Annotated in this window: 16 protein-coding genes; all 16 read right to left on the bottom strand. The window is 35.3% G+C overall.

What is annotated here, in order from left to right:
* Positions 1–89: 89 nt before the first annotated feature.
* Entirely contained in the window at positions 90–2261 is a 2172-nt protein-coding gene (locus IGI65_RS04440; protein ID WP_438773354.1) for a glycosyl hydrolase family 65 protein, read from the bottom strand.
* 11 nt (positions 2262–2272) lie between these two features.
* Positions 2273–4561, bottom strand: a complete 2289-nt coding sequence (locus tag IGI65_RS04435) for a glycoside hydrolase family 65 protein (protein ID WP_438773353.1) — start codon at positions 4559–4561, stop codon at positions 2273–2275.
* A gap of 11 nt (positions 4562–4572) precedes the next feature.
* On the bottom strand, positions 4573–5604 hold the full coding sequence (locus IGI65_RS04430) for a LacI family DNA-binding transcriptional regulator (protein WP_438773352.1): 1032 nt from the start codon (positions 5602–5604) through the stop codon (positions 4573–4575).
* A 42-nt stretch (positions 5605–5646) separates the two neighbouring features.
* Complete coding sequence (locus IGI65_RS04425) at positions 5647–6462, bottom strand: carbohydrate ABC transporter permease (protein ID WP_438773351.1); 816 nt, start codon at positions 6460–6462, stop codon at positions 5647–5649.
* The gene (locus tag IGI65_RS04420; protein WP_271858515.1) at positions 6459–7337 is read right to left on the bottom strand and encodes a carbohydrate ABC transporter permease; all 879 of its coding nucleotides are present in this window, start codon (positions 7335–7337) and stop codon (positions 6459–6461) included. The genes IGI65_RS04425 and IGI65_RS04420 overlap by 4 nt, the downstream gene beginning before the upstream one ends.
* 113 nt (positions 7338–7450) lie before the next feature.
* Positions 7451–8836: an extracellular solute-binding protein gene (locus IGI65_RS04415; protein WP_438773350.1), complete on the bottom strand. Its 1386-nt coding sequence runs from the start codon at positions 8834–8836 to the stop codon at positions 7451–7453.
* 453 nt (positions 8837–9289) lie between these two features.
* Positions 9290–11074: an ABC transporter ATP-binding protein gene (locus IGI65_RS04410; RefSeq protein ID WP_438773349.1), complete on the bottom strand. Its 1785-nt coding sequence runs from the start codon at positions 11072–11074 to the stop codon at positions 9290–9292.
* A gap of 222 nt (positions 11075–11296) precedes the next feature.
* Positions 11297–12127: a MarR family winged helix-turn-helix transcriptional regulator gene (locus IGI65_RS04405; RefSeq protein WP_438773348.1), complete on the bottom strand. Its 831-nt coding sequence runs from the start codon at positions 12125–12127 to the stop codon at positions 11297–11299.
* Between the two features lie 397 nt (positions 12128–12524).
* Complete coding sequence (locus tag IGI65_RS04400; RefSeq protein ID WP_071864598.1) at positions 12525–13934, bottom strand: YfcC family protein; 1410 nt, start codon at positions 13932–13934, stop codon at positions 12525–12527.
* Between the two features lie 59 nt (positions 13935–13993).
* Positions 13994–15487: an amidohydrolase family protein gene (locus tag IGI65_RS04395; RefSeq protein ID WP_438773347.1), complete on the bottom strand. Its 1494-nt coding sequence runs from the start codon at positions 15485–15487 to the stop codon at positions 13994–13996.
* Between the two features lie 34 nt (positions 15488–15521).
* A complete protein-coding gene (locus IGI65_RS04390) occupies positions 15522–16232 on the bottom strand; it encodes a GntR family transcriptional regulator (protein ID WP_438773346.1) in 711 nt (236 codons plus the stop codon).
* Between the two features lie 75 nt (positions 16233–16307).
* Positions 16308–17123, bottom strand: coding sequence for a fructoselysine 6-kinase (locus IGI65_RS04385; protein ID WP_438773345.1), 816 nt, complete (start codon positions 17121–17123; stop codon positions 16308–16310).
* Between the two features lie 109 nt (positions 17124–17232).
* On the bottom strand, positions 17233–18201 hold the full coding sequence (locus IGI65_RS04380; protein ID WP_438773344.1) for an SIS domain-containing protein: 969 nt from the start codon (positions 18199–18201) through the stop codon (positions 17233–17235).
* Positions 18202–18531: 330 nt separating this feature from the next.
* The gene (locus IGI65_RS04375) at positions 18532–19251 is read right to left on the bottom strand and encodes a GNAT family N-acetyltransferase (RefSeq protein ID WP_438773343.1); all 720 of its coding nucleotides are present in this window, start codon (positions 19249–19251) and stop codon (positions 18532–18534) included.
* An 89-nt stretch (positions 19252–19340) separates the two neighbouring features.
* Positions 19341–20522 (bottom strand): acetate/propionate family kinase, encoded by a 1182-nt coding sequence (locus IGI65_RS04370; protein WP_071864591.1) that lies wholly within the window; start codon positions 20520–20522, stop codon positions 19341–19343.
* 20 nt (positions 20523–20542) lie between these two features.
* Complete coding sequence (locus IGI65_RS04365; RefSeq protein ID WP_438773342.1) at positions 20543–21544, bottom strand: class I SAM-dependent methyltransferase; 1002 nt, start codon at positions 21542–21544, stop codon at positions 20543–20545.
* Between the last annotated feature and the right edge of the window lie 110 nt (positions 21545–21654).

The following is a 21654-nucleotide window of genomic DNA, read 5'->3' as shown; positions in this document are numbered from 1 at the left end:
AAAGACATCTGAATATGAACTAACGACTACCTCAAAAATTTATATCTAATTTTGAGCCCGTACAGTTCAAAAGATGTCTTTTCAACTTATTATTTTTTTGTAATACTAGGTTTTTTACCAGCTTTAATTTCAATATAATACGTGGCATCATGAAAGTTAATATTAAAAGCTAATCTTCGCCAATTTTTTGGTAGTCTAGGATTAGTTACCAACTGCCCGTTTTTAACGGATAAGCCACCAAACCCTTGTACAGCTGACATCCACGCACCCCCATTAGCAGCAGGATGAGTACCACCAATATAAATAGTTCCTGCATATTGTTTTGTATTTTCCGTTAAATCAACAGTTGCTGTTTTCATAAAATAAGGATATGCCCAATCTTGATTATCAAACTGACAAGCTACTAAAGCATAAATACAAGCACTCAATGATGAACCATGTTCAGTTCTTGGTTCATAATACTGCCAATTTTTTTGAATTTCACTTTTAGTGTATTCTTCCCCAAATAAATGTAGCATAAAGATAACGTCAGCTTGCTTAATAACCTGTGTGTCTGCAGCAACACCGTACGCACCACCCCAATACTCTTTATCATTTAATAAACGATTTTTCACAGTCGATACAGATACATCTTCTAAAGAAAAATAGCCATCAAATTGCTCAATTATACCGTCCTCATTTGGACTTGGCATATATAGTTCATCATAAAACTGTTGAAATTGCTCTTTTTCTGTCATTGTTAATTTTGATTCAGTCAAAATTTCTTTCAATTGATCTGGCGCCTTTTGTGCTAAAATCTCCCACAGATCAAGGGCATTTTTTATTGTTTTAAGAGCAATTTTATTAGTATAAGCATTGTTATAAACCCGTTCGTGATACTCATCTGGTCCAATTACATCAATCAATTCAAAGCGATTTTTTTCTACTTTGTAGTATGCATAAGAATAATAAAATTTAGCACATTCAAAAATAACTCGCGCTCCCCCAGCTAAAAGTAAATTTAAATCTTCTGTATATTCATAGTATTGCCAAAAAGCATAAGCAATATCGCCAGAAATATGAATTTGTTTGTCACGAAAATAAGTCCGCATAGGGCGCTTGGTGAAAACATCAGTCACGTTATAATCTGATGTAGCATCTTGCCCCGACTCTTGACTCTCCCAAGCATAAAAAGCCCCATTAAAACCATATTCTTTGGCTTTTGCTATTGCTCCAGGAAGTGTATGAATCCGATAAGACAAAATATTTTTGGCAACTTCAGGTAAGACATGCATGAAAAAGGGTAGCATAAACATTTCTGTGTCCCAAAAAATTGCACCTTTATAAGTTTGTCCAGACAATCCTCGAGCTGGTATAGAGACCTTATCAGAGTGTCTGGGTGCAATAGACAACAACTGATACAAACTATATCGAATTGCTTCTTGTGCCGGATTATCGCCATCAATTTCTACATCTGCTTTTTCCCATAATGCTTGCCAAACTTGAATGTGCTCTTCTTTTAAGCTCGCAAAGTCCATTGCCATAATCGTATCCAATTCTTTTTTTGCAGCATTTTTTGGATTAAGACAATCATTATCATTAAAAGTTGTAGCAAAAATATGAAAGATGGTCGGCGTGGGTGTGATATCAATTTCATAGTAGTTAAATTGTCCTTCACTTTTAAGAAATTTTAATTGTGAACCACACACTGCTTGCGCTGTAGTAATTTTTTTGCGCATTTCCTGAGTTTGGGCAGAGACAATAATCTGACTAGTTAAACGTTCCGTTTCAAAGTTTATTAAGTGAGGACCGTTAATATCCCAAACAGCTGTATCAATACCAATTTTAACTTGTAAGGTGATTGGTTTTTCAGCAGATAACTGTATTTCATCAGCCATCAAATGAAAACGTTCCATATGCAAAAAACGCTCTGTATGAAGAGTAATAATATTTTCTTGATAGGAAAATGAAGTTTTTCTGATATGGGTTCCCTCTTTATAATTTAGCATTTGTTGATGATATGAAGGTTTTTGAGTTAACAAACTGATTTCATTTTCTTGATCAAAAATTTTAAAAAACAAACCATTTGGTGCATTAACGGGCTCACGCCATTTATCTTCTGCTTGGTCATATAGACCTAAAATAGTATTTGCTGTTAGTTGTGGTGCGCCATACTCTTCCATTGTACCGCGATAACCCATGTAACCGTTAGCTAAGAGAAACTTATTGCCATTTGCAACAATTTGGTTGGGATCATAATCTGCACTAATTTTCCAAGACATTCATGTCCCTCCTAACTTACTCTTTCAACTTCGTACACTTTATCATCTAATGTAACTGTATTATCATATAACTTTATCTTAACGTCAGGACCTGTAACTTTGGTTAATGAAACTTTCTCTTGGGTCACTTTTACGGCAATCAACGCATTTTTATAAGTAATTTTAAATTCGTAATCTTGCCAGACAGCAGGGATAGTCGGATTTAATAAAAGTATTGGTCCGTCAGTTCTAACACCGCCAAAACCATAAACAATATTCATCCAAGCAGCTGCGATAGAAGTCGTATGCAAGCCTTCTCTTGTATTACGATTGTAATTATCCAAATCCATTCGTGTTGCAAACCCAAAAAAGTCATACGCATCATTATTCTTTCCTAATTCAGCAGCTAAGATAGAATGAATTGAAGGCGACAAAGAAGATTCATGAATTGTTTTAGGTTCATAAAATTCATAATTGACTTTTTTTGACTCAAAAGAGAAATCTTGATTATATAAAAATTGAAACATCAAAACATCGGGTTGTTTAATCATATCATTTCGATAAATACGATCGTAAGACCAGTGATGATATAATGGAAAATCAGTAATCGGAATTTTTTGAATATCAAGATGCGGCAATTTAAAGAAACCATCATGTTGTTCGATTACACCATCTTCTCGTACTAACATCAATGTTTTGTCCGCACATTTTTTCCACAGTATTTGTTCTTCTTGTGTCAAGAGTAACTCACTGGTTAATTCTCCTATTCTTGCAGGATTAGTCCGAATAATTTCTTTTAAAGTTTGTAATGTATATTCAAAAGTTTTTTTAGCCATATAATTAGTATACCCATTATGGTTCACCATCATTTGAAATTCATCGGGACCCATTACACCAAAAAAGCCAAATTCTCCGGTAGGACTAAAATCACCGCGACTAGCTAAAAAGCGACAAATTTCAATTAACATCTCTATGCCATGACCATACAAAAATTCAATATCTTGTGACAAATTCATATAATGAAAAATGCCATAAGCAACGCCCGTACTTGGCTGAAACTGTAGACTGGCATGTTGCCATAAATCACTTGCCTCGTGACCATTTAATGTTGCAATTGGGTAACATGCACCTTCACAATCTAGCTCACGTGCCCGTAGTCGTGCTTCAGATAATGTTTCGTAGCGAAATTCTAATAAATTCTTTGCAGCAGCTAAATTATTCAATAAATAAAATGGTAAACAACATGTTTCTGTATCCCAAAATGCTAAGCCACCATATGATTCCCCGGTCAATCCTTTTGCGCCAATATTATTTGTTGGATTTTGTCCATGATATGTTTGTTGTAATTGGAAAATACAAAATCGGATTCCTTGTTGATTTAATTCATCCCCGTTAATTGTAATGTCATATTTTTCCCAAATTTTTTCCCAGTAAATTTTTTGATTAGATTTAATTTGCTCATAGCTAAATTGTTGCTGTATTTGACTATCATGAATACCTTCTTGCCATAATTTTTCCGTTGCAACTGGTGTTTTACTAACGATATTGGTAACATACTTTTCTACTTCAAAATAATTATCAGAGTCAAGTTTAACGTTAAACTTACGGCCGATAAATTTATCCCTTGTCACTACTTCACTGGACAGGGATTGATTATTCTTTAGACAAAACCCGCTAAAGATTTTTTGTTTTGTTGTTAGTGTTTCCCCTATAATTCCGGTCGTTTCTCCAACTGTGTCTTTTTTAACCTCCTGCCAAAAATTTTGGCCTTGAGAAACGTGTTCACTATTGAAATCGGCTCCTAATATAAGTTCTAGGTCTACTGTGCCGGATTTAGTATACGCAGAAATTTTTTGATAACCCCACTGCGCTTGTTCCATATCTAAAAATCGTTCAAATTTGAAAAATACTTCTTTATTTGTTTTTGTGTTAATTTGAAAACTCCGTGTTAAAAGACCACTACGTAAATCTAGCTCTCGATAGTACTCACTAATATTATCGTGATTTAAATCCAAGCGCTGACCATCAATAATAATTTCAGTTTTTAACCAGTCAACTGCATTCACCATGAAATGGCTACGTTTAACGATACCTTTATATTGCACGCGATTTTCTTCGGGACTATTTTCATAAATACCATTAAAATAGCTACCTAGTAGACTGTTGCCGGAAAAACCTTCCTCAAAGTAACCCCTAATACCCATATATTCATTACCTAGAGCAAATATTGCCTCCGAAACTTCATTACGACTTTTATCAAAACCTTTTTCGACAATTTTCCATGGATCTAATTGGTAATAAAGATCTGCTACTTTTGCCATATTTCCACGTCCTATTTCTTATTTTTATATTGATGCACCGTTTGTCGAATGATTAACTCACTATCTAAATTAAAGACTTCCGATTCTTTTTTCGTTCCACCAATAACAGAAACCAAAATTTCCATTGCTTTTTGCCCCTTAGCTAGTTGATCCAATCTAACCGTGGTTAATGGTGGATCATTTAATGCCGCGTATTTTATATCATCAAAACCAATAACAGAAATTTGTCGTTCATAAAAAACATGTTTGCTTTTTAGAAAATGAATCAACTGCATTGCTAAATAATCGGCTGTAACTAAAATTGCTGTGAAAGAATCTATAGCCGACAATAACGTTTCAAAGTCTTCCTCTGTAAAAATCAAATTTTCTTCTACATCAATGTCATGTGCGTTTAATGCTGACATGTACCCAATATAGCGTTGTTGTACTACCCCAGATTGTGTCAGGTCAAAATCGTAAGATAAGAATGCAATTTTTTTATGTCCTTTTTCAACCAAATATTCTGTTGGCTTAAAAGCTGCGTGAAAATCGTCGGTATTTAAAAAGTAACGATTAGGATAATCATGTAAATTATTGTAGACGCGCTCATCAAGATGCGTGTCAATAAATACAATCGGTACACTGATACTCTCGTTGATTAATTCAAAAAATGCTTGATTAAACCCAACCGCGATTAAACCATCGAATTTCCAGTTTTTTTGAATATCTTCAATATCTTGTTGCGAGGTGATGTTGTGAATCAAAGTAAAAAAACCTTTTTCTTTTGCAACACGCTCGATACCCTCTAACACTTCAGCAACAAAAGGATCAGTAAAATCTAAACGAGGACGTTCAGAAAAATACAGCAAACCAATTAAATGCGAAGATGACTGTACTAAAGCACGCGCATTCATATTTGGCGAATAATCATATTTTTTAATAATCTGATTAATTAGCTCCTTTTTTTCGTCTGAAACACGATTAGCCTTATTATTGATTACATTTGAAACAGTTGTAACACTGACTCCTGCTTCTGCTGCAATTTTTTTTATGGTGATTTTCATGTTTCTTCGCCCTTTCTTACTATCTCTTTTGTTTATAAATCTTTATTTAATAGCACCACTAGAAACGCCAGCGATAAATCGTTTTTGAAAAGCAATATAAATTACTACTACTGGAATGATTGAAATTGCAGTTGCGGCAAAAAGACCGCCATAATCTGTTCCATATTGTCCATTAAACAAACGTAATCCTACTGATAAAAGTTGTTTTGATTCATCATTAATCATCAAATACGGCCACAAAAAGTCTTCCCAGCTCCACAAAAATTGGAAAATTGCTAAACTAGCAATAGCATTTTGCGACATTGGCAAAATTATTCGGTGGAAAATATAAAAGTCACTGGCACCATCTACCCTTGCCGCTTCAATCAACTCATCTGGTATTTGCGAAATTGCTTGACGAAACATAAAAATACCAAATCCAGAGACCATAGAAGGAATGATTAATGCCTTATACGTATTTAACCAGCCGAAATCTACCATCATTTCATATTTAGGAATAATTGTAACTGCCCATGGTAACATCATCGTACTCAAAACTACACCAAACAGCAAATTCTTCCCCTTAAAACGAAATTTAGCAAAAACAAATCCCATCAATGAACTAGTATAAATGATAATAACAGTTGTTAATACTGCTATGAATAAACTGTTAGCAAACATACGCATAAAATTAAATTTTTCTTGCACATCAATATAATTTTGAAAAGTTGACGGGGTTGGGAAAAGAGACCCAGTAATTTTAACAATTTCACTGTTTGGTGCAAAAGAAGAAATCAACATCCAGATAAAAGGAATAATTGTTACCAAAGCTAATACCAATAAAACGACGTTTAAAAGAATTGAGCGGATATTTTTCATTGATTTCCCTTCCCTTCACCTGTAACTTTAAACATTATAATCGTTAAAATTCCAATAATTACAAACAAGATAATTGCCATTGCAGAAGCAGAACCAAAATTATACTTTACAAAAGCTTCATCGTAAATTAAATATGAAATGACATATGTTGAAGTACCCGGGCCCCCATCTGTCATAATTAATATTTGAATGTATGCTTGTAAATACGTAATTAAAGAGGTAATTACAACAAACAAAGTCGTTGGTTTTAACAATGGAACTGTGATGCGCCAAAACGTTTGCCAAGAACTCGCACCATCAATTTCTGCTGCTTCAAAAACGTCTTCTGGTAATCCCATCAAACCACCTAAAAAAAGAACAGTCGCATAACCAAAATCTTTCCAAATGGTCATAATGATGATGGCCGGTAATGCCCAGTGTGTATCTTTCAACCAATTAATATCAAGATGAAAAACTTTATTAATTAAGCCAAATTGTGGATCAAACATCCACATCCAAACAAAGGAAACAGCTACCAGCGGTGTAATGGTTGGCATATAAAAAAGACCTTGAAATAATGTTTTAGCTTTTGTTAATTTTGAAGAAATTAACAACGCCAGTCCTAATCCCAATACTACTCGAAACAACACAGAAAAAAATGTAAAAACAAATGTATTGGACATTGATTTCCAAAATAGATCACTAGTTAAAACATCTTTAAAATTATCCAAACCAACAAAATCGTATTTATCAATCATTGGATTCCAATCATGTAAGCTTCCCGCAAAAGCTTTATAAATTGGATAAACCAAAAAAATAGCAAAATAGATAATCAACAAAACCACTGCTATATTTTTTAAATTAAAAAAATTTCTTTTTTTATTAACAGCTTGCATTTACTTCACCCCTTTGGTGCGACTCCAGTTAGCAGATAGTGTCAAAGATGTACTTTCTACTAACTTTTTTGAAAAAGGGTGTGTCAAAATTTTGACACACCCTACCTGACAACTTATTTTGCTTCGTCAATATGTGCGTAACTATCTTCTAAAGATGTGAAATCAGCATCTTTCATATCTTTTTCCATTTTTTCTTGTCCTGCTTTTACAGCAGCATTTAAATCTTTCCCATTAAATAAAACATCTTCCATTGTTTGCGTACCCGTGCTTTCTACTGTAGCAGGGAATGGACCAGGCCAAATTAGACGTTCAACTCGTGGAGCAATAGCTTCTAAAACTGGATTCGCCATAATGTCTTTGTCATTTGCTAATGATTTTTTTGTAGGAAACGATGCCAATGCTAGCGCACCTGTTTTTGAATATTCGTCATTTGCTAAACAATATTTTAAGAAATCTTGGGCAATAGCTTGTTGTTCTTTTGATTGATTCTTATTGATTCCAGGTGTACTTTCTCCATTAAATCGATCATAAGCAAAAGGAGTATCTTCTGATGGTGTCGGTGTTGCAAAAACTCCAAAATCAATATCTGGATAGTTCGTCTTCAACTCATTTAGGTACCAACCCCATTTATAAACCATAGCAGATTGACCATTTCCAAAGCTTTGTGAAGACTCAGCCCCAAAATCTTTTGAGCCAACACCATCTTTTTCATAAAGATCAATTAAAAATTGTAAATTTTCTTTCGTTACTTCATTATCATAATTAACTTTTTTACCATTATCTTTAAAAAGTAGTTCCCCTTTTTGATAATTTAACCCTTCATAGATTGCACTATAAGTTTCACCATTCCAGTTAAAACCAGCTTGAGTAATTTTGTTGCCGTCTTTTTTCGTTAATTTTTTCGCTACTTCACGAAATTGTTCCCAAGTTTTAGGAATATCATTGTCTGTTAAACCAGCTTCTTGCCATAACTTTTTATTATAATAGATATTTCCAGTATTAATCATGCTATCAGTATAATAGACCTTACCATCAATAATATGGGGATCAACAGAAGTAAAATCTGCTTGTAAATCTTCTGTTTTAATATCGTATGGTGCTAAATAAGGAAATAGCAAGTCATGTTGAGAATTATGGATATTAAAAATTGCAGGTCCATTATCACCCTTTAAGGCTAATGGTAATTTTGTCCAGTAATCATCCCAGGGATGATTGACAACCTTAATTGTCACATTTGGATAAATTTTTTCGTAATCTTTTGCCATTGTAATAGCAGGGTCGCCTTCATTCCAAGTCCAATATTCAATTTCAATTGGCTTACCATCATTGACGAGTTTATTCGGATCAAATTTCACGTGATCTCCCAAAACTTCCATTCCTTTATCTTCTTTAGTATCACTGGTACCTTTTGCACTATCTTTGCTTGATGAACCACAGGCTGCCAAAGTACCTACCATCAAAACAGTAGCTAGTGCTGTCAAAACTTTACTCATTTTCATGAAGTTCTCCTCCTTGTTAAGTTTAACGTTCAACTTCTCTTGTAGTTTAACGTTAAACTTATACTTTGTCAACGCTTACATTACTTTTTTTTAAATATATCATGATGAAAAACAGAGAGTATTTTTATCATGTGCTAAGTCCCATCATCTTAAAAATAGAAATATGGTTTAAACGAGCAAAAAAGCTGAACGGACTCAGTCAGCTCTTAAGCAACAAGACGAGATATTGATAAATTAATTTTTTTCAAATTTCACTTTATTACCGCAGAGATTGAGTTCATGAAGCTAACTCCAAACAACCTTGTGATATTGTCTTCACGCTTTGTGAATCTCATATAGTCTAATCTCTTTACCTATAAAAAAAGAGATACTTCTAAAAGTATCTCTCAATAACAAGGATTCAAAAATGAACTAAAAGAACTTGAAAGCGTTACTTGGAACAAACGCAAACTTTCATTCCACTACTTGCTCTGAAACATATTTAGCATATAATGGGTGTGTCGCGATTAATTCACGGTGCGTACCACTGCCGGTAACTTCTCCATGTTCGATGAAGTAAATTTTATCAGCATCAACAATGGTTGAAAGTCGGTGCGCAATCACTAATGTCGTCCGTCCTGCCATTAATTGATCTAATGCCCGTTGCACTTTTTCTTCTGATTGCGAATCTAGGCTAGCTGTAGCTTCATCTAACATCAAGATATTCGGATTGCGTAAAAAGGCACGAGCAATTGCAATCCGTTGTTTTTGGCCACCAGATAATTTAACTCCTCGTTCACCAATTTCAGTATCTAATTGATCAGGAAATTCTCTTACAAACTGGTCTGCAAAAGCCAATGATAATCCTTGCCACATTTCTTCATCTGTTAGTAAATGATCTAATCCGTACTGTAAATTATCTCGGATACTGCCAGCAAAAACAGCACTATCTTGTGAAACATAACCAATTTGTGAACGCCAATCTTTCAAAGATAAGTCATTGATATTTTGTCCACCAATGGTAATCGTGCCAGACTTTGGTTCATAAAAACGTTCCAACAATCCAAAAATAGTTGATTTCCCACCACCACTCGGTCCGGCAAAAGCGACCACCGTATTAGGTTTTGCGGTAAAAGAAACGTCTTGTAAAATCACTTTTGATTCATCGTAGCTAAAAGATAAGTGACTCGCTTCAATCGTTTTCCCGGTGACAGTAATATTTGTATCAACAGTAATTGTTTCTGTTGGTGTGTCTAGGATTGCTTGAATCCGTTCTGTTGCTCCCATCGCTTTTTGAACTTGAGAAAAGAAGGTCGCAAAACTAGCAGCTGGTGTAATGATATTAAAAAGATACAATAAAAAAGCAACCAGTTCACCGCTGGTTAGCGTCCCAGCTTGTACGCGCACTGCGCCATAACCTAAAATACCAACAAACAATCCCAACATCGTCGTCATCATAACTGGCTGTAAGATTGCTTCAACCTTGGCATCTTTTAATCCTAATTTAAAGATTTTATCAATATAACGACCACCATGTTTCATTTCATAATTTTCACCGTTACTGGATTTAATTAAACGAATTTCAGAAATCTTTTCGGTCGTATCCGCATTAAAATCTGCCAATGCACTTTGCATCTGTCTCCCAATTTTCATCATAATTTTGCCAATTGGTAGCATGACTATCATCACAATTGGCACTGAAATAAACATTAAGGCTGCCATTTTCCAGTCCATGATAAATAAGATAATCACAGATCCGACTAATTGAATAGCACCGGTAATAAAATTAGGGAATTGGGTTGTAACCAAGTCTTTAATGACACTTGTATCATTTACCAGTCGAGAACTACTTTCACCTGATTTATGATTATCGTAATAACCTACTGGCAGATGCAAAAGATGATGCCATAATTTCTCCCGTAATGTCTTTACCGAGCTTTCACCTACATAACGCAAAAAGTAACCGCCAATTGCACCAAAGCCCAAATAAACGATAAAAGCTATGCCTAAGACCGCCACCATTTTACCATCAATTTTTGCTAATTCACTGGTATCAACTAATCCTTTGGTTAATTGCGGCACGATTAAACTAGCACCGCTGGTAATTAAACTTAATAATAGACCAAAAGCAAAGAGCCCTTTTTTGGGGCTAACACTATTAATCAGTTTCAAAAAATCTTTAAATTTAAATGTTCCTTTTGGTTTTGGTAGTTCATCATCAAATATTGCAGCTTCACGGCCGCCTCCACCTTGTGGCATTGTAAATTCCTCTTTTCAAAATTAAATGTTTAGATAAAACTCAATTCCAACGAAAGTTTGCAGTCTCGATAGTTTCTCTGAAATTTCAAACTTTTGGACAAGATAATTTTATTAATATACCTATAGCACGAGGTTGTGATAAAGGCTACTTCTGTCACAACGTTTATTCGGAAATAGGAGGTGTGACAAGACTTTTGTCACACTCTCATTCCTGTTACTTTTTTAGAAATCTTGCCAATCATCATCTTGGTTAGAATCATCATGATTTTCTTGTTTAGGTTTCATACCACCAAATTTATTTTGCCAAAAATCAAACCAAGCTTCTTGTTGTTCGCTAGTTTTATGTTGATGATTTTCGTGAAAATTACGACCACCGCGATGCATGCCACGTCCACCTCTTGGTCCGCCACCTAAGCCAAAACCGCCAAAGTCACCACGAAAATTACGCATTTGTTCAAAATCTTCAAATGACATTTCCCGCATTTTTTTCTTCATTTGGCGCCGAAATTTATTCATTTCAGCCGCATCCATTTCTGACCATTCTTGGCCAAAACGCTCTTTAAAAGCGGCTTTCATATTTTGAACAGCTGCAAGACGATCAAATGGATCGACAAAAGCCTCTGCTTTTTGCTTCATTTCATCACTCCAACCGTCCATTATTTTTTGCAACAAAGTAGCTAATTCTGCCATTTCAGCTTCTGTTAAGCCATCAAAAAAATGTTCACTTACAATAGTATCTGCCACTTGTGCTGATGCTTCAGCTTGCTTCTTGCCTTCAGCGGTTAAAAATACCATTTTAATTCGTTTATCCTGCTCGTCTTCAACGCGCTTAATCGCACCGCTGTTTTCCAATTTTTTCAACAATTCTGCTAAAGAACTTGGACTCAACCCCAAAATATCCGCTAGATAGCCCTGTGTTAAACCATCTTCTAGACGCAATACTGCCAGTACACGTTGTTGCCCAGTTAATTTCTGACGCTTACTCATAAATGCATTACCAGCATCACTGATGAAACGAATTTGTTTTAATAATTGATCACTTAATTTACTCATTCAAATTACCTCGCTTTTATTACGGTGCCGAATATTTCGGTACCGAACTTTATTTCGTTGATGATTATATTTCGGTACCGAACAATTGTCAATACTTTTACCTCAAAAAATTCAACTGATTTTTAAATGACTAAAAAAAGTAGCAAAAAGATTGAAATTTCAACCTTTCTGCTACTAAAAATTTTATTTAAAAAAAAGCAGTATATAATTATCCATTTGGCGTAGATAATCACATTCTGCTTCTTTTTAGTGTTGCAAAAATGATTCTAACGAATTGAAGTTGAACGCTAGACTCACACAACTATTATACCTGATTTATCACTAATTTGGGTGAATCTTACATTTCCCTTATCTTTAAACTAGGAAAAAGGCTAATTATTGACATTCTATCTTATAACTAAAATAAAGTAGCAATATAAAGTAAAATCGCCGCAGTCACTGCTAGTATACCAAAAGCTTTTAAACCAACTTTAAACCATTTCGAAAAATTAATTTCGGCAATCGCTAGACCAGCTAATAAAACGCCACCTGTTGGCGAAATAATGTTCATCAAACCATTTCCAAACTGATTGCTTAAAACAATGACATCTCGATTTATACCAAGTAAATCTCCTAAAGGTGCCATAACAGGCATCGTTAAAGCCGCAGCACCTGAAGACGAAGGTACAAAAAATGTCACTAAAACTTGAGCACCTAATAAAATGGTAGAGAATAAGGCTTTAGGCAGTCCACCCAAAAGAGTTGCCAAACTATTCAAAATTGTATCGATAATCATGCCATTTTCTAAAATTACTAAAACGCCTCGTGCCAAACCGATAATGACCGCAGCATAAGCAAAATCAGCGCAACCTTCCACAAAAGCTTCCGCAATTTTTTTTTGCCCAAATTTTGCCACAACTCCAGCAAACAACGCTAAAGCTACAAATAGCGCCGAGATTTCGACCATATACCAGCCTTGTGCAATAATGCCCCAAATCATTACACCTAAACCACCGATAAAACCAGCCACAATCAACTTGTCACCGCCAGAAAAAGGTTTATCTTGTTCAAAATTTTGAAATTTGCTTTTAACTAATTGATCACTTGCGTAAACCACAGAACTTTTCGGATTAGCTTTTACTTTACGAGCGTAGTTCATAGTAAAAATAATCGCAATCACCGTTAAAATCAACCAACAAATAACCCGATACCATAATAATGGATTACCATGTACACCGGCTACACCTTGAGCAATTAAGACATTAAAAGGATTAATGGTTGAACCAACATAACCTACTTGTGTTCCCAAAAATAAAATTAAAATAGCTGTCATTGAATCATATCCTAATGAGAACATCAGCGAAATAAATACTGCGAATAGCGGAATCACCTCTTCACTCATGCCAAAGGTAGAACCACCTAAACTAAACAAAATCATAGATAAAGGAATCACTAGAATTCCTTTGTCTCCAAGCGACGTAGCCAAAGAGAACAAAGCGCGGTCTACCGCTCCTGTTTTTAGAATCACCCCAAACGCGCCACCTACTACCAATACAAAAGCAACTACTTCAACCGCTGATATAATTCCCGCTGCTGGCGCTTCTAAAATAGCACCTATTCCCTGACCATAACCTGATTTAGCAATTTGGTGATAGGTGCCAGGAATCACGGTCGTTTTTTCTGTGCCATTAATATTTTCTATTACTGTTTCAAACTGACCACTAGGAATAATCCAAGTTAGAATTGCCGCTGCGACAATCAAACAAAAAATTAGAGTATAACTATGGGGAAAGGTAAATTTCTTTTTAGTTTTTTCTGTTACTTCCATATCTTTTCCTCCTTTAATACACACATATACGTTTTATAACGTTATATAAAACTTGAAACTTATACTTGATAGACTAGCTGACCGTCAATATACGTAGCAATCACTTTTGCTTGCTCTAGTCGCGTAATATCTTGTGTCGTTAAATCTTCATTGAAAATCGCTAAATGCGCTTTTTGTCCTTTCAAAAGCGTGCCACAATCTTTTATTCCATTAGCTAGAAAAGCATTTTTCGTAAAACTTTGGAGTAAACTAAGGCAATTAAGTCCGTTTTCTTCTTGCCAACGTTTTTTACCTTGTGGAAATCTCCGCCAAACGCTGCGCATAATTGCTTCTGGTAAATTCGTTATAAAAAGTGGTAAGTCCGTTCCGCTAGTAAGCAAGATATTCGCATCCTCCAAAGCACGATAATTAAAAAATCGTGATGCGTACTTGTAAGGCAAAACATTTTCCATATAACTTTCTTCATAGCTTTTATTTAAGCCTAATACTTGGGGATAAATTTCTGCGACAATTTTCCCTTCTGCCATTTGTTTGGCAGTTTCTTTAGTGATCATTTCCAAATCACTAATTGAATTATAAATCCCACTTGGTAAACGCTTACTATTTTGAACTAAAATTTCAGCAGCTTTTGCTGCTGCTTTATCTCCTTCTGTTGTTAAACAACAGGGGATATTTTGACTATTGCAAGCTTTAACCAAGTAGGCAATTTTATTATAATCAATTTGTGGCTGGTCTATTCCAGAACTATAAGCACCATAAGTATCCCCCGTTTCCTCTGCCACGACGCCATCTACCATAATTTTAGCGCCACCAAATGTTACATTTTTAGGAAAAGTAGTTTGTTTGTAATTTATCAGCCGTGGGATATCCAAAGACTCAGCTACGGCTTGAATATAAAAACGCGTCTGAAATTTCCCTTCTGGTCGCCAGGTGAAATAATCGGCACTATCAAAAACAATCTCTTTTGTTGCTACAACACCACAAGCAAGCAGCGTCTTTTCATACTGCTGATAAGCTGCGGTTAGCTCTTTTTTATCTGCCAATAATTCATTAATTAATTTTACAGCAGCCTCTGCACTAGTACCTGTCTCATCCAAATCATAACGTGCTTTAGCATGGTTATTTAGCCAACAGTAAGAACGCTTTTGATCGATGCCACTAATGGCACCTGAATAATTTAAGTCATCTAAGTCTTGGCTGGTCGGTTTTTCTGGCCATATTTCACAATCAAAACCATGAAAATAAATGGGATCACCCTGTTTTTTTATTGCTACAGCTTTGATTTTCGCTAAGGCTTCGGCTTTGGTGTGACAATCACTTAAATCAATTCCCGCCTGCATGCGTAAATAGCCGCTAAAAAAGACATGATTATCCATTAAACCTGGCATAACAAAACAATCATCATAGCAAACTAGTTTGCGTTTATCCGAAACTGATCCATACTCCCAATTAAATTCTTTGGCAATGATTTTGTCATCTTTCATCACAATATGACCCTTTTGCACAGGATGAATTCCATCAAAAAGGTAATTTGTGCGAATAATTTTTTCCATGATTCCTCCTTTTAGCACATAGCTTTGCGGTGAATCAAATACTAAAAGTGTACGCATCCCCTAAATAAAACTGTTTGCCAAAATGAATGGGCCGCATATTTTGGTCTTTCACTACTGTCTGCATGTAAAAAAACGGTGTCCCAATCGCAACCGCCATTGTTTTGGCCATAAAATCATCTGCTGTTACAATTTCCAAAGTCGTTTCACCTGGATTGATGGGTAAAATATCGTGTTTGCGTAAGATTTCATACAAAGAACCAGTTAAATCTTCCTCTTGTAAAAAAGCAAAACGGGCATAATCAAAATAATTATTTTCTAATAGTAGAGGCGTCCCATTACCCAAACGCTTTCTTTGGGTATATAAAACTTTAGCGCCAACGGGAATTTCCAATTTTTCAGCTAGTTCATGATTTGCTGTTAAGATTTCTTCTTTTAATAGACTACTTGTCGTCTTTAACTGGCTGCTTTTACCACTATCACTAAATCCTGTAACATACTCAATTTTTCGCAAGACCTTGTGCCCACTGATAAAAGTCCCTTTACCTTGTTTTTTTACCAAGTAGCCTTCAGCAACTAACTCTTCAATCGCTTTACGAACGGTAATACGACTTACACCGTAGTTTTTAATAAATTCTGGTTCTGTCGGGATACGTTTATTTTCGGTATATTCACCGGTATTTATTTTTGTTTTGATAACTTCTTTTAACTGTTTATATAATGGCAATTGTGCATTTGCATCAAGCATATTCGTCCCTCACTTAGTTTTTGATCAAAAGATCTCTCCTAAAGTAGAGTACCAAATGCCCTAGCTGAACACAAGTTACTCGTAGCTAACTCCATAGCCAAAAGATCCTTCTATCAGACAAGAATCGCCGGCAAAATCATTTCCTTTTTTCATGGCGGTAGAAATATCATCTCCACTTAAATAATTAATTAAAAAGGCAGTCAAAAAAGAATCTCCCGCAGCCATTGTATCCACAGGTTCTTTTAACACAGGAACCACCTCATAAAAACGTTGGCCATCATAGGCGATAGCAGAATTGGCACCTCTTGTTATAACCAAGACTTCATTGTTGCCAGTAAAATGTTCATGTAAAAATTGTTTTGCATCTTCATCGTTTTCATCACTCATAGAGAAAAAGCCAAAATTTACCGCAGCAATCGCCTTTTGAACTTCAGCTTCTGTAAAATCGTCAGAAAAATCATAAGAAATTTTGCCAGGCAATTCTTTTAATACCGGCAACAGGTGATTGACATGACTATAAAGTCCCATATGAATCAGATCAAAGGTTTTAAGATAGTCTTTATCTTCTGCACTTAAACGAATTGGATTGGTTTGGGTCACGCCGCCTTCATTACTGCCTAAAAAAATGCGATCCCCGTCTTTAATTTCTACGCGAGCACAGCCATTTTCACCTTCAACTAGCCGAGAATGACTATTGTCTAAACCAATTTCTTCTACCACTTTTTTAACATACTGTCCTTCTTTATCTGTACCAAAGACACCCATAAAACTACTGTCTACACCCAATTTTTTGGAAAAAACGGCAAAATTCAGTGCATTGCCTCCTGGATACATCAGTTTATAATTGACATACTTATCCACTACATTATCGCCTAATCCAAGAACTTTCATAAAACTGCCCCTTTCTTTTTGTCCATTCAAAAATGAAATAACAATTGCATTTTTTTGATTAAGGAGAAGACAGTTAGGTTATCTTCTAACTGCCTCACACATAATGATTTTAATAAGCAACTTTTCCCATATAACGACGCACATCTAAATCATGATTACGTACTTTAGACAAAGCCAAACGATACTCAGCTAAAACACTATAAAATAAAATCGGATTGAAAAATTCATTTACTTCAGTGGGAATTAAATCCAACCCTAACTCTTTGGCATCGACGTATTCGACATTTTTGGCATATTCTTGTAAAAATGTTTTTGCCCGCTCGTCTAGAGGCCGAGTGCGTCCTTCACTCATTAACATAATGTAATTGCGATCTTGATCGGTCACTTCAAAAGGCCCATGGAAATATTCACCAGAATGGACTGATGTGGAATCAAGCCACTGCATCTCCATTAATGAACAAATAGAAAAGCCATAAGCATGGCCATAGCTAGGGCCACTTCCCATAATATAGAACATCGTGTCATTTTGATATTTATCAGCAAAAACTTTTACCCGCTCTTGTACTTGGGCAATGGCGTTTTTTACAACTGTATCAATAATCCCCATACCTTCTTTAAATTTGTCGTAGTGATCATAGCCTTCTGTTTGCGCAACTAATGAAACAGTTAAATCTAAAATAATAGCCATTGGATTATTTTTCACTTCAGCATCTGCGCCCCAATCATACAAAAAGCTATAGTTTGAAACTTCAAATAAGTCCGCTTCTTTGTTATGGGTTAATCCTACTGTTTGAGCCCCGAAACTTTGGGCAACTCGACCAGCTTGAACTGTTTCTTTTGTATTGCCACCATGAGAACATAAAATTACCACTGCATGCTCATCTAAAGCTTTTGGTGGCACATGGCAAAATTCATTTGCAGTATACCAACCGGTAAAACATTTGCTTGACTCAGCTTTCATAAAATATTCGGCTACATACATATCCACTAAAGAGCCACCACAAGCAACAAAGTAAATACCGGAAAGCTGTCCTTCATTTTTAGCCAAAATGTTCTTAACTGTTTTTGTTACATCCATTTTTTGTCCTCCTAAATTTTGCAGACTTTTTAAATTACGTACAGGTGCATCCCTGTTTTTCGAATAAAACGGTGCGATTTTATCTTATATAACGTTATATGACGTTTTATAAGATGAGTGTAATCGATTTCTATGTAAAGGTCAATAACTTATTAGAATTTTTGACTAAAAAAGCAAACATAAAAAAATGTTTGCCTACTCTTTACTTCATCACTAATCAGTATATGTTTGTGCAGTCAGCTGATAAATAGTGAATTATAGCTCATTTTTTACTGAAACAACTAAAGAAGAGAAAATAAGCAACTATTTTCTATCGCACAAGTGAACTATTTACTCTTCTTTTTCAAAACTAATGGCCGTCCAGCCTAATTTGTATCCTGCGTTTATAAAAGCATTTAAAGATTCGGTGTGGGAAAATTCTGTTCTAGCGACAGGAATTCTGTCCATATCTGCCCTCATAATCTCAGCTGTCAGTTTCTGAATTAATTTTGTAGCCAAACCTTGCTTACGATAATTTGGCAAAATATTTATTCCAATTTCACAACAGTACTTACCGTTTTCATTACACCCCGCCATGCCAATAATTTTATTATTTATTTGATAGGCTACACCTAGCTTATCCGGGTCTTCCTTGCTATACATAAAACATTGGTCAAAATCTTTTTGATTTCTAAATTGTTTGATATCGTCTCCATAAAAAAATTGAAAAGCCTCCTCTTCACTGTTAACTATTTTTTGTGGCAATAAAAAAGTTCCCCATTCTTTTAGACGATAGCCATTTTTTATTAAAATTGCTTGAAAAGCTTGAATATTTTGTAGGTCGAAAAACCATTGATTATTTTTGCCTTGATACTGTTTTTTTAATTGTGACACTAAGGACACGTTATTTGCACGTATATAGAGCTTTCCCTGATACACAATCGCAACACCGGCAAATCGATGATAAGAAAACATAGCTTTGGTAGGTTGTCCATAACAAAAAGTATCCGTAGTTAAGTCTGTGGGCAAACAGCCGATATCAAGCGCAAATTGTTCTGTTATTGTTCGCATATACACTCCAATCGTAAAAAATAACAAAAAAAAACATCCTACACTATTATAGGCATAGGATGTTTGCAAATGACAATCTATTCTTTAAATTAACGTAAACGTTCAACGTCGCGGGCAATCATTAATTCTTCATCAGTTGGAATTAACAACACTTTGACTTTTGATTCTGGTGTTGAAATTTCTAATTCTTCACCACGTACTTTATTTTTCTCTGGATCAATTTCACAACCAAACCAAGTCATGCCTTTAATGACTTCATTACGAACATGAGCATCGTTTTCGCCGATACCAGCTGTGAAGACGATTGCGTCAACGCCATTCATAGTGGTTACGTAACCACCAATGTATTTACGGATACGGTCAGTGAATACATCGTACGCAACTTTTACTTCTTCTTTGTCGTAGTTTGCTTCAAGGTCGCGCATGTCGCTTGAAAGGCCAGTTAAACCAAGTAAGCCAGATTTTTTATTTAAAATATCAACCATCGCTTCAATGTTAATGTTTAATTTGTCCATTAAGTATGGTAAAACAGCAGGATCAATATCACCAGAACGTGTTCCCATTGTCACCCCAGCAAGTGGTGTGAAGCCCATTGAAGTATCCACTGATTTTCCGCCATCAACAGCTGTAATAGAAGCCCCATTACCTAAATGGCAAGTGATGATTTTTAATTCTTCAATTGGTTTTCCTAACATTTCAGCCGCACGTTGGGAAACATAGCGATGGCTTGTGCCATGGAAACCGTATTTACGGACTTTAAAGTCAGTATAGTATTCCATTGGTAAGCTGTATAAATAGTTATGTTTAGGCATTGTGGCGTGGAATGAAGTATCAAAAACTGCCACACTGATAATATCAGGTAAGATTTTTTTGAATGCTTTAATGCCCATTAAATTGGCTGGGTTATGCAGTGGTGCAAATTCAGCTAAAGCTTCAATATTATTCATGACTTCATCATCAATTACAACAGAATCTTTGTACGTTTCACCACCATGTACAACGCGATGACCAACGCCTGTGATTTCATCGTAGTTTGCTAAGATTTCTAATTCAATTAATTTGTCTAATAGCATTTTAACTGCGACTTCATGGTCGTTAATATCTACAACTTCATTATATTTTTGACCTTCGCCGTATTTAATCGTGAAAATAGAATCTTTTAGACCAATTCTTTCGACGATTCCTTTAGCGACAACACTTTCTTCTGGCATTTGGTACAATTGCCATTTTAAACTTGAACTTCCTGCATTGATTGCGATTGTTTTAGACATGTTACTCTCCTTTTAAATAATTAATTGGCTGATTTCCAGTCTTCAAATTGTTTAAAGAATTTAGCGATTACTTTTTCATCAGTTAGTGAAGCAAGTTTCGCTAAAAAGACCTCTTTTTGAATAGCAGACTCTCCACGATTTTGGACAATCAAAATACTTTTACGGGATTGTTCGGATTGGAAAAGTTGATCTGGCAATTGAATTAGCCCTTGTAAAAAGACTTTTTCTGCCATCCACTTTTTAAAATAAGCTGATTGTTCAGACTCTAGTAGATTACTTGGTACTAAGAACAAGCCATAACCTGCTTCTTTAACGTAATTCATCGCTTGTTCCATCAGTAAATGATGCGCATAAGAATGACCGTCTTTTACACCGGTAATAAATTCTTGTGCTTTTTGATCATTAGGATAATAGCCAATTGGTAAATCAGAAATAGCTACATCAGTTGGATCTAATAATAAATCTTGTAAACTGTCTTGGTGGAAAAGTTGTAAATCGCCTTTGGTCCACTCGGTATCAGCTGCGGCAACTGCAAGTAATGTATCATCAATATCCACACCGAATCCTTTTGCCTGATAACCAGCAGTTTGCAGATTTAATAGCGCTGTCAATAATAAATTGCCCATTCCCACCGCAGGATCAAAAATAGTCACTGTTTGTTTTTTATCGGGATAAAACTGTTCTAGTAAATAGACAAATAAAAATCCGAGCCCATCTGGTGTTAATTGATGATTAGCTTGTAATTGTTCTGTTTTACTGCCCTTTAGTAAAAGTAATTGGGATAATTTCCGTAAATCTTCACCTGCTAAAGAGATTTCCATTAGTTTTGTGTACAGTGTGTCGATTTTAGCAACTGTTTTGTCGTCTGGCACGCCATCTAGTACTCGTACACTAAATCCGTCCAATTGGTTTTCCACATTCTCGATGTATGCATCCAGAAATGAGGACCCCAAAGCATTTTGCAGCAATTGGATGGCTTCAAGATTCAATGAAAAAGCTTCTTCAAATTGATCAGGAAACATAAGACACCTTCTTTCTGGAGATTATAACACCTTTTATACCTGTTTAATGATAGCCGATTCCCTAAAATTTATCAATCAAAAATTCACATTTTTGTTTGTGAAACAACGAA

The sequence above is a fragment of the Enterococcus sp. DIV0755b genome, from assembly GCF_051713765.1.
Classification (GTDB): Bacteria; Bacillota; Bacilli; order Lactobacillales; family Enterococcaceae; genus Enterococcus_C; species Enterococcus_C canintestini.
This window is presented reverse-complemented; position numbering and strand designations above follow the sequence as displayed.

Excerpts from the sequence above, each read along its gene's own strand:
- IGI65_RS04400 (WP_071864598.1), bottom strand. The coding sequence starts at position 13,934 with ATGGAAGTAACAGAAAAAACTAAAAAGAAATTTACCTTTCCCCATAGT.
- IGI65_RS04435 (WP_438773353.1), bottom strand. The coding sequence starts at position 4,561 with ATGGCAAAAGTAGCAGATCTTTATTACCAATTAGATCCATGGAAAATT.
- IGI65_RS04440 (WP_438773354.1), bottom strand. The coding sequence starts at position 2,261 with ATGTCTTGGAAAATTAGTGCAGATTATGATCCCAACCAAATTGTTGCA.
- IGI65_RS04425 (WP_438773351.1), bottom strand. The coding sequence starts at position 6,462 with ATGAAAAATATCCGCTCAATTCTTTTAAACGTCGTTTTATTGGTATTA.
- IGI65_RS04410 (WP_438773349.1), bottom strand. The coding sequence starts at position 11,074 with ATGCCACAAGGTGGAGGCGGCCGTGAAGCTGCAATATTTGATGATGAA.
- IGI65_RS04390 (WP_438773346.1), bottom strand. The coding sequence starts at position 16,232 with ATGCTTGATGCAAATGCACAATTGCCATTATATAAACAGTTAAAAGAA.
- IGI65_RS04375 (WP_438773343.1), bottom strand. The coding sequence starts at position 19,251 with ATGCGAACAATAACAGAACAATTTGCGCTTGATATCGGCTGTTTGCCC.
- IGI65_RS04430 (WP_438773352.1), bottom strand. The coding sequence starts at position 5,604 with ATGAAAATCACCATAAAAAAAATTGCAGCAGAAGCAGGAGTCAGTGTT.
- IGI65_RS04380 (WP_438773344.1), bottom strand. The coding sequence starts at position 18,201 with ATGGATGTAACAAAAACAGTTAAGAACATTTTGGCTAAAAATGAAGGA.
- IGI65_RS04365 (WP_438773342.1), bottom strand. The coding sequence starts at position 21,544 with ATGTTTCCTGATCAATTTGAAGAAGCTTTTTCATTGAATCTTGAAGCC.
- IGI65_RS04385 (WP_438773345.1), bottom strand. The coding sequence starts at position 17,123 with ATGAAAGTTCTTGGATTAGGCGATAATGTAGTGGATAAGTATGTCAAT.
- IGI65_RS04415 (WP_438773350.1), bottom strand. The coding sequence starts at position 8,836 with ATGAAAATGAGTAAAGTTTTGACAGCACTAGCTACTGTTTTGATGGTA.
- IGI65_RS04370 (WP_071864591.1), bottom strand. The coding sequence starts at position 20,522 with ATGTCTAAAACAATCGCAATCAATGCAGGAAGTTCAAGTTTAAAATGG.
- IGI65_RS04405 (WP_438773348.1), bottom strand. The coding sequence starts at position 12,127 with ATGAGTAAATTAAGTGATCAATTATTAAAACAAATTCGTTTCATCAGT.
- IGI65_RS04420 (WP_271858515.1), bottom strand. The coding sequence starts at position 7,337 with ATGCAAGCTGTTAATAAAAAAAGAAATTTTTTTAATTTAAAAAATATA.
- IGI65_RS04395 (WP_438773347.1), bottom strand. The coding sequence starts at position 15,487 with ATGGAAAAAATTATTCGCACAAATTACCTTTTTGATGGAATTCATCCT.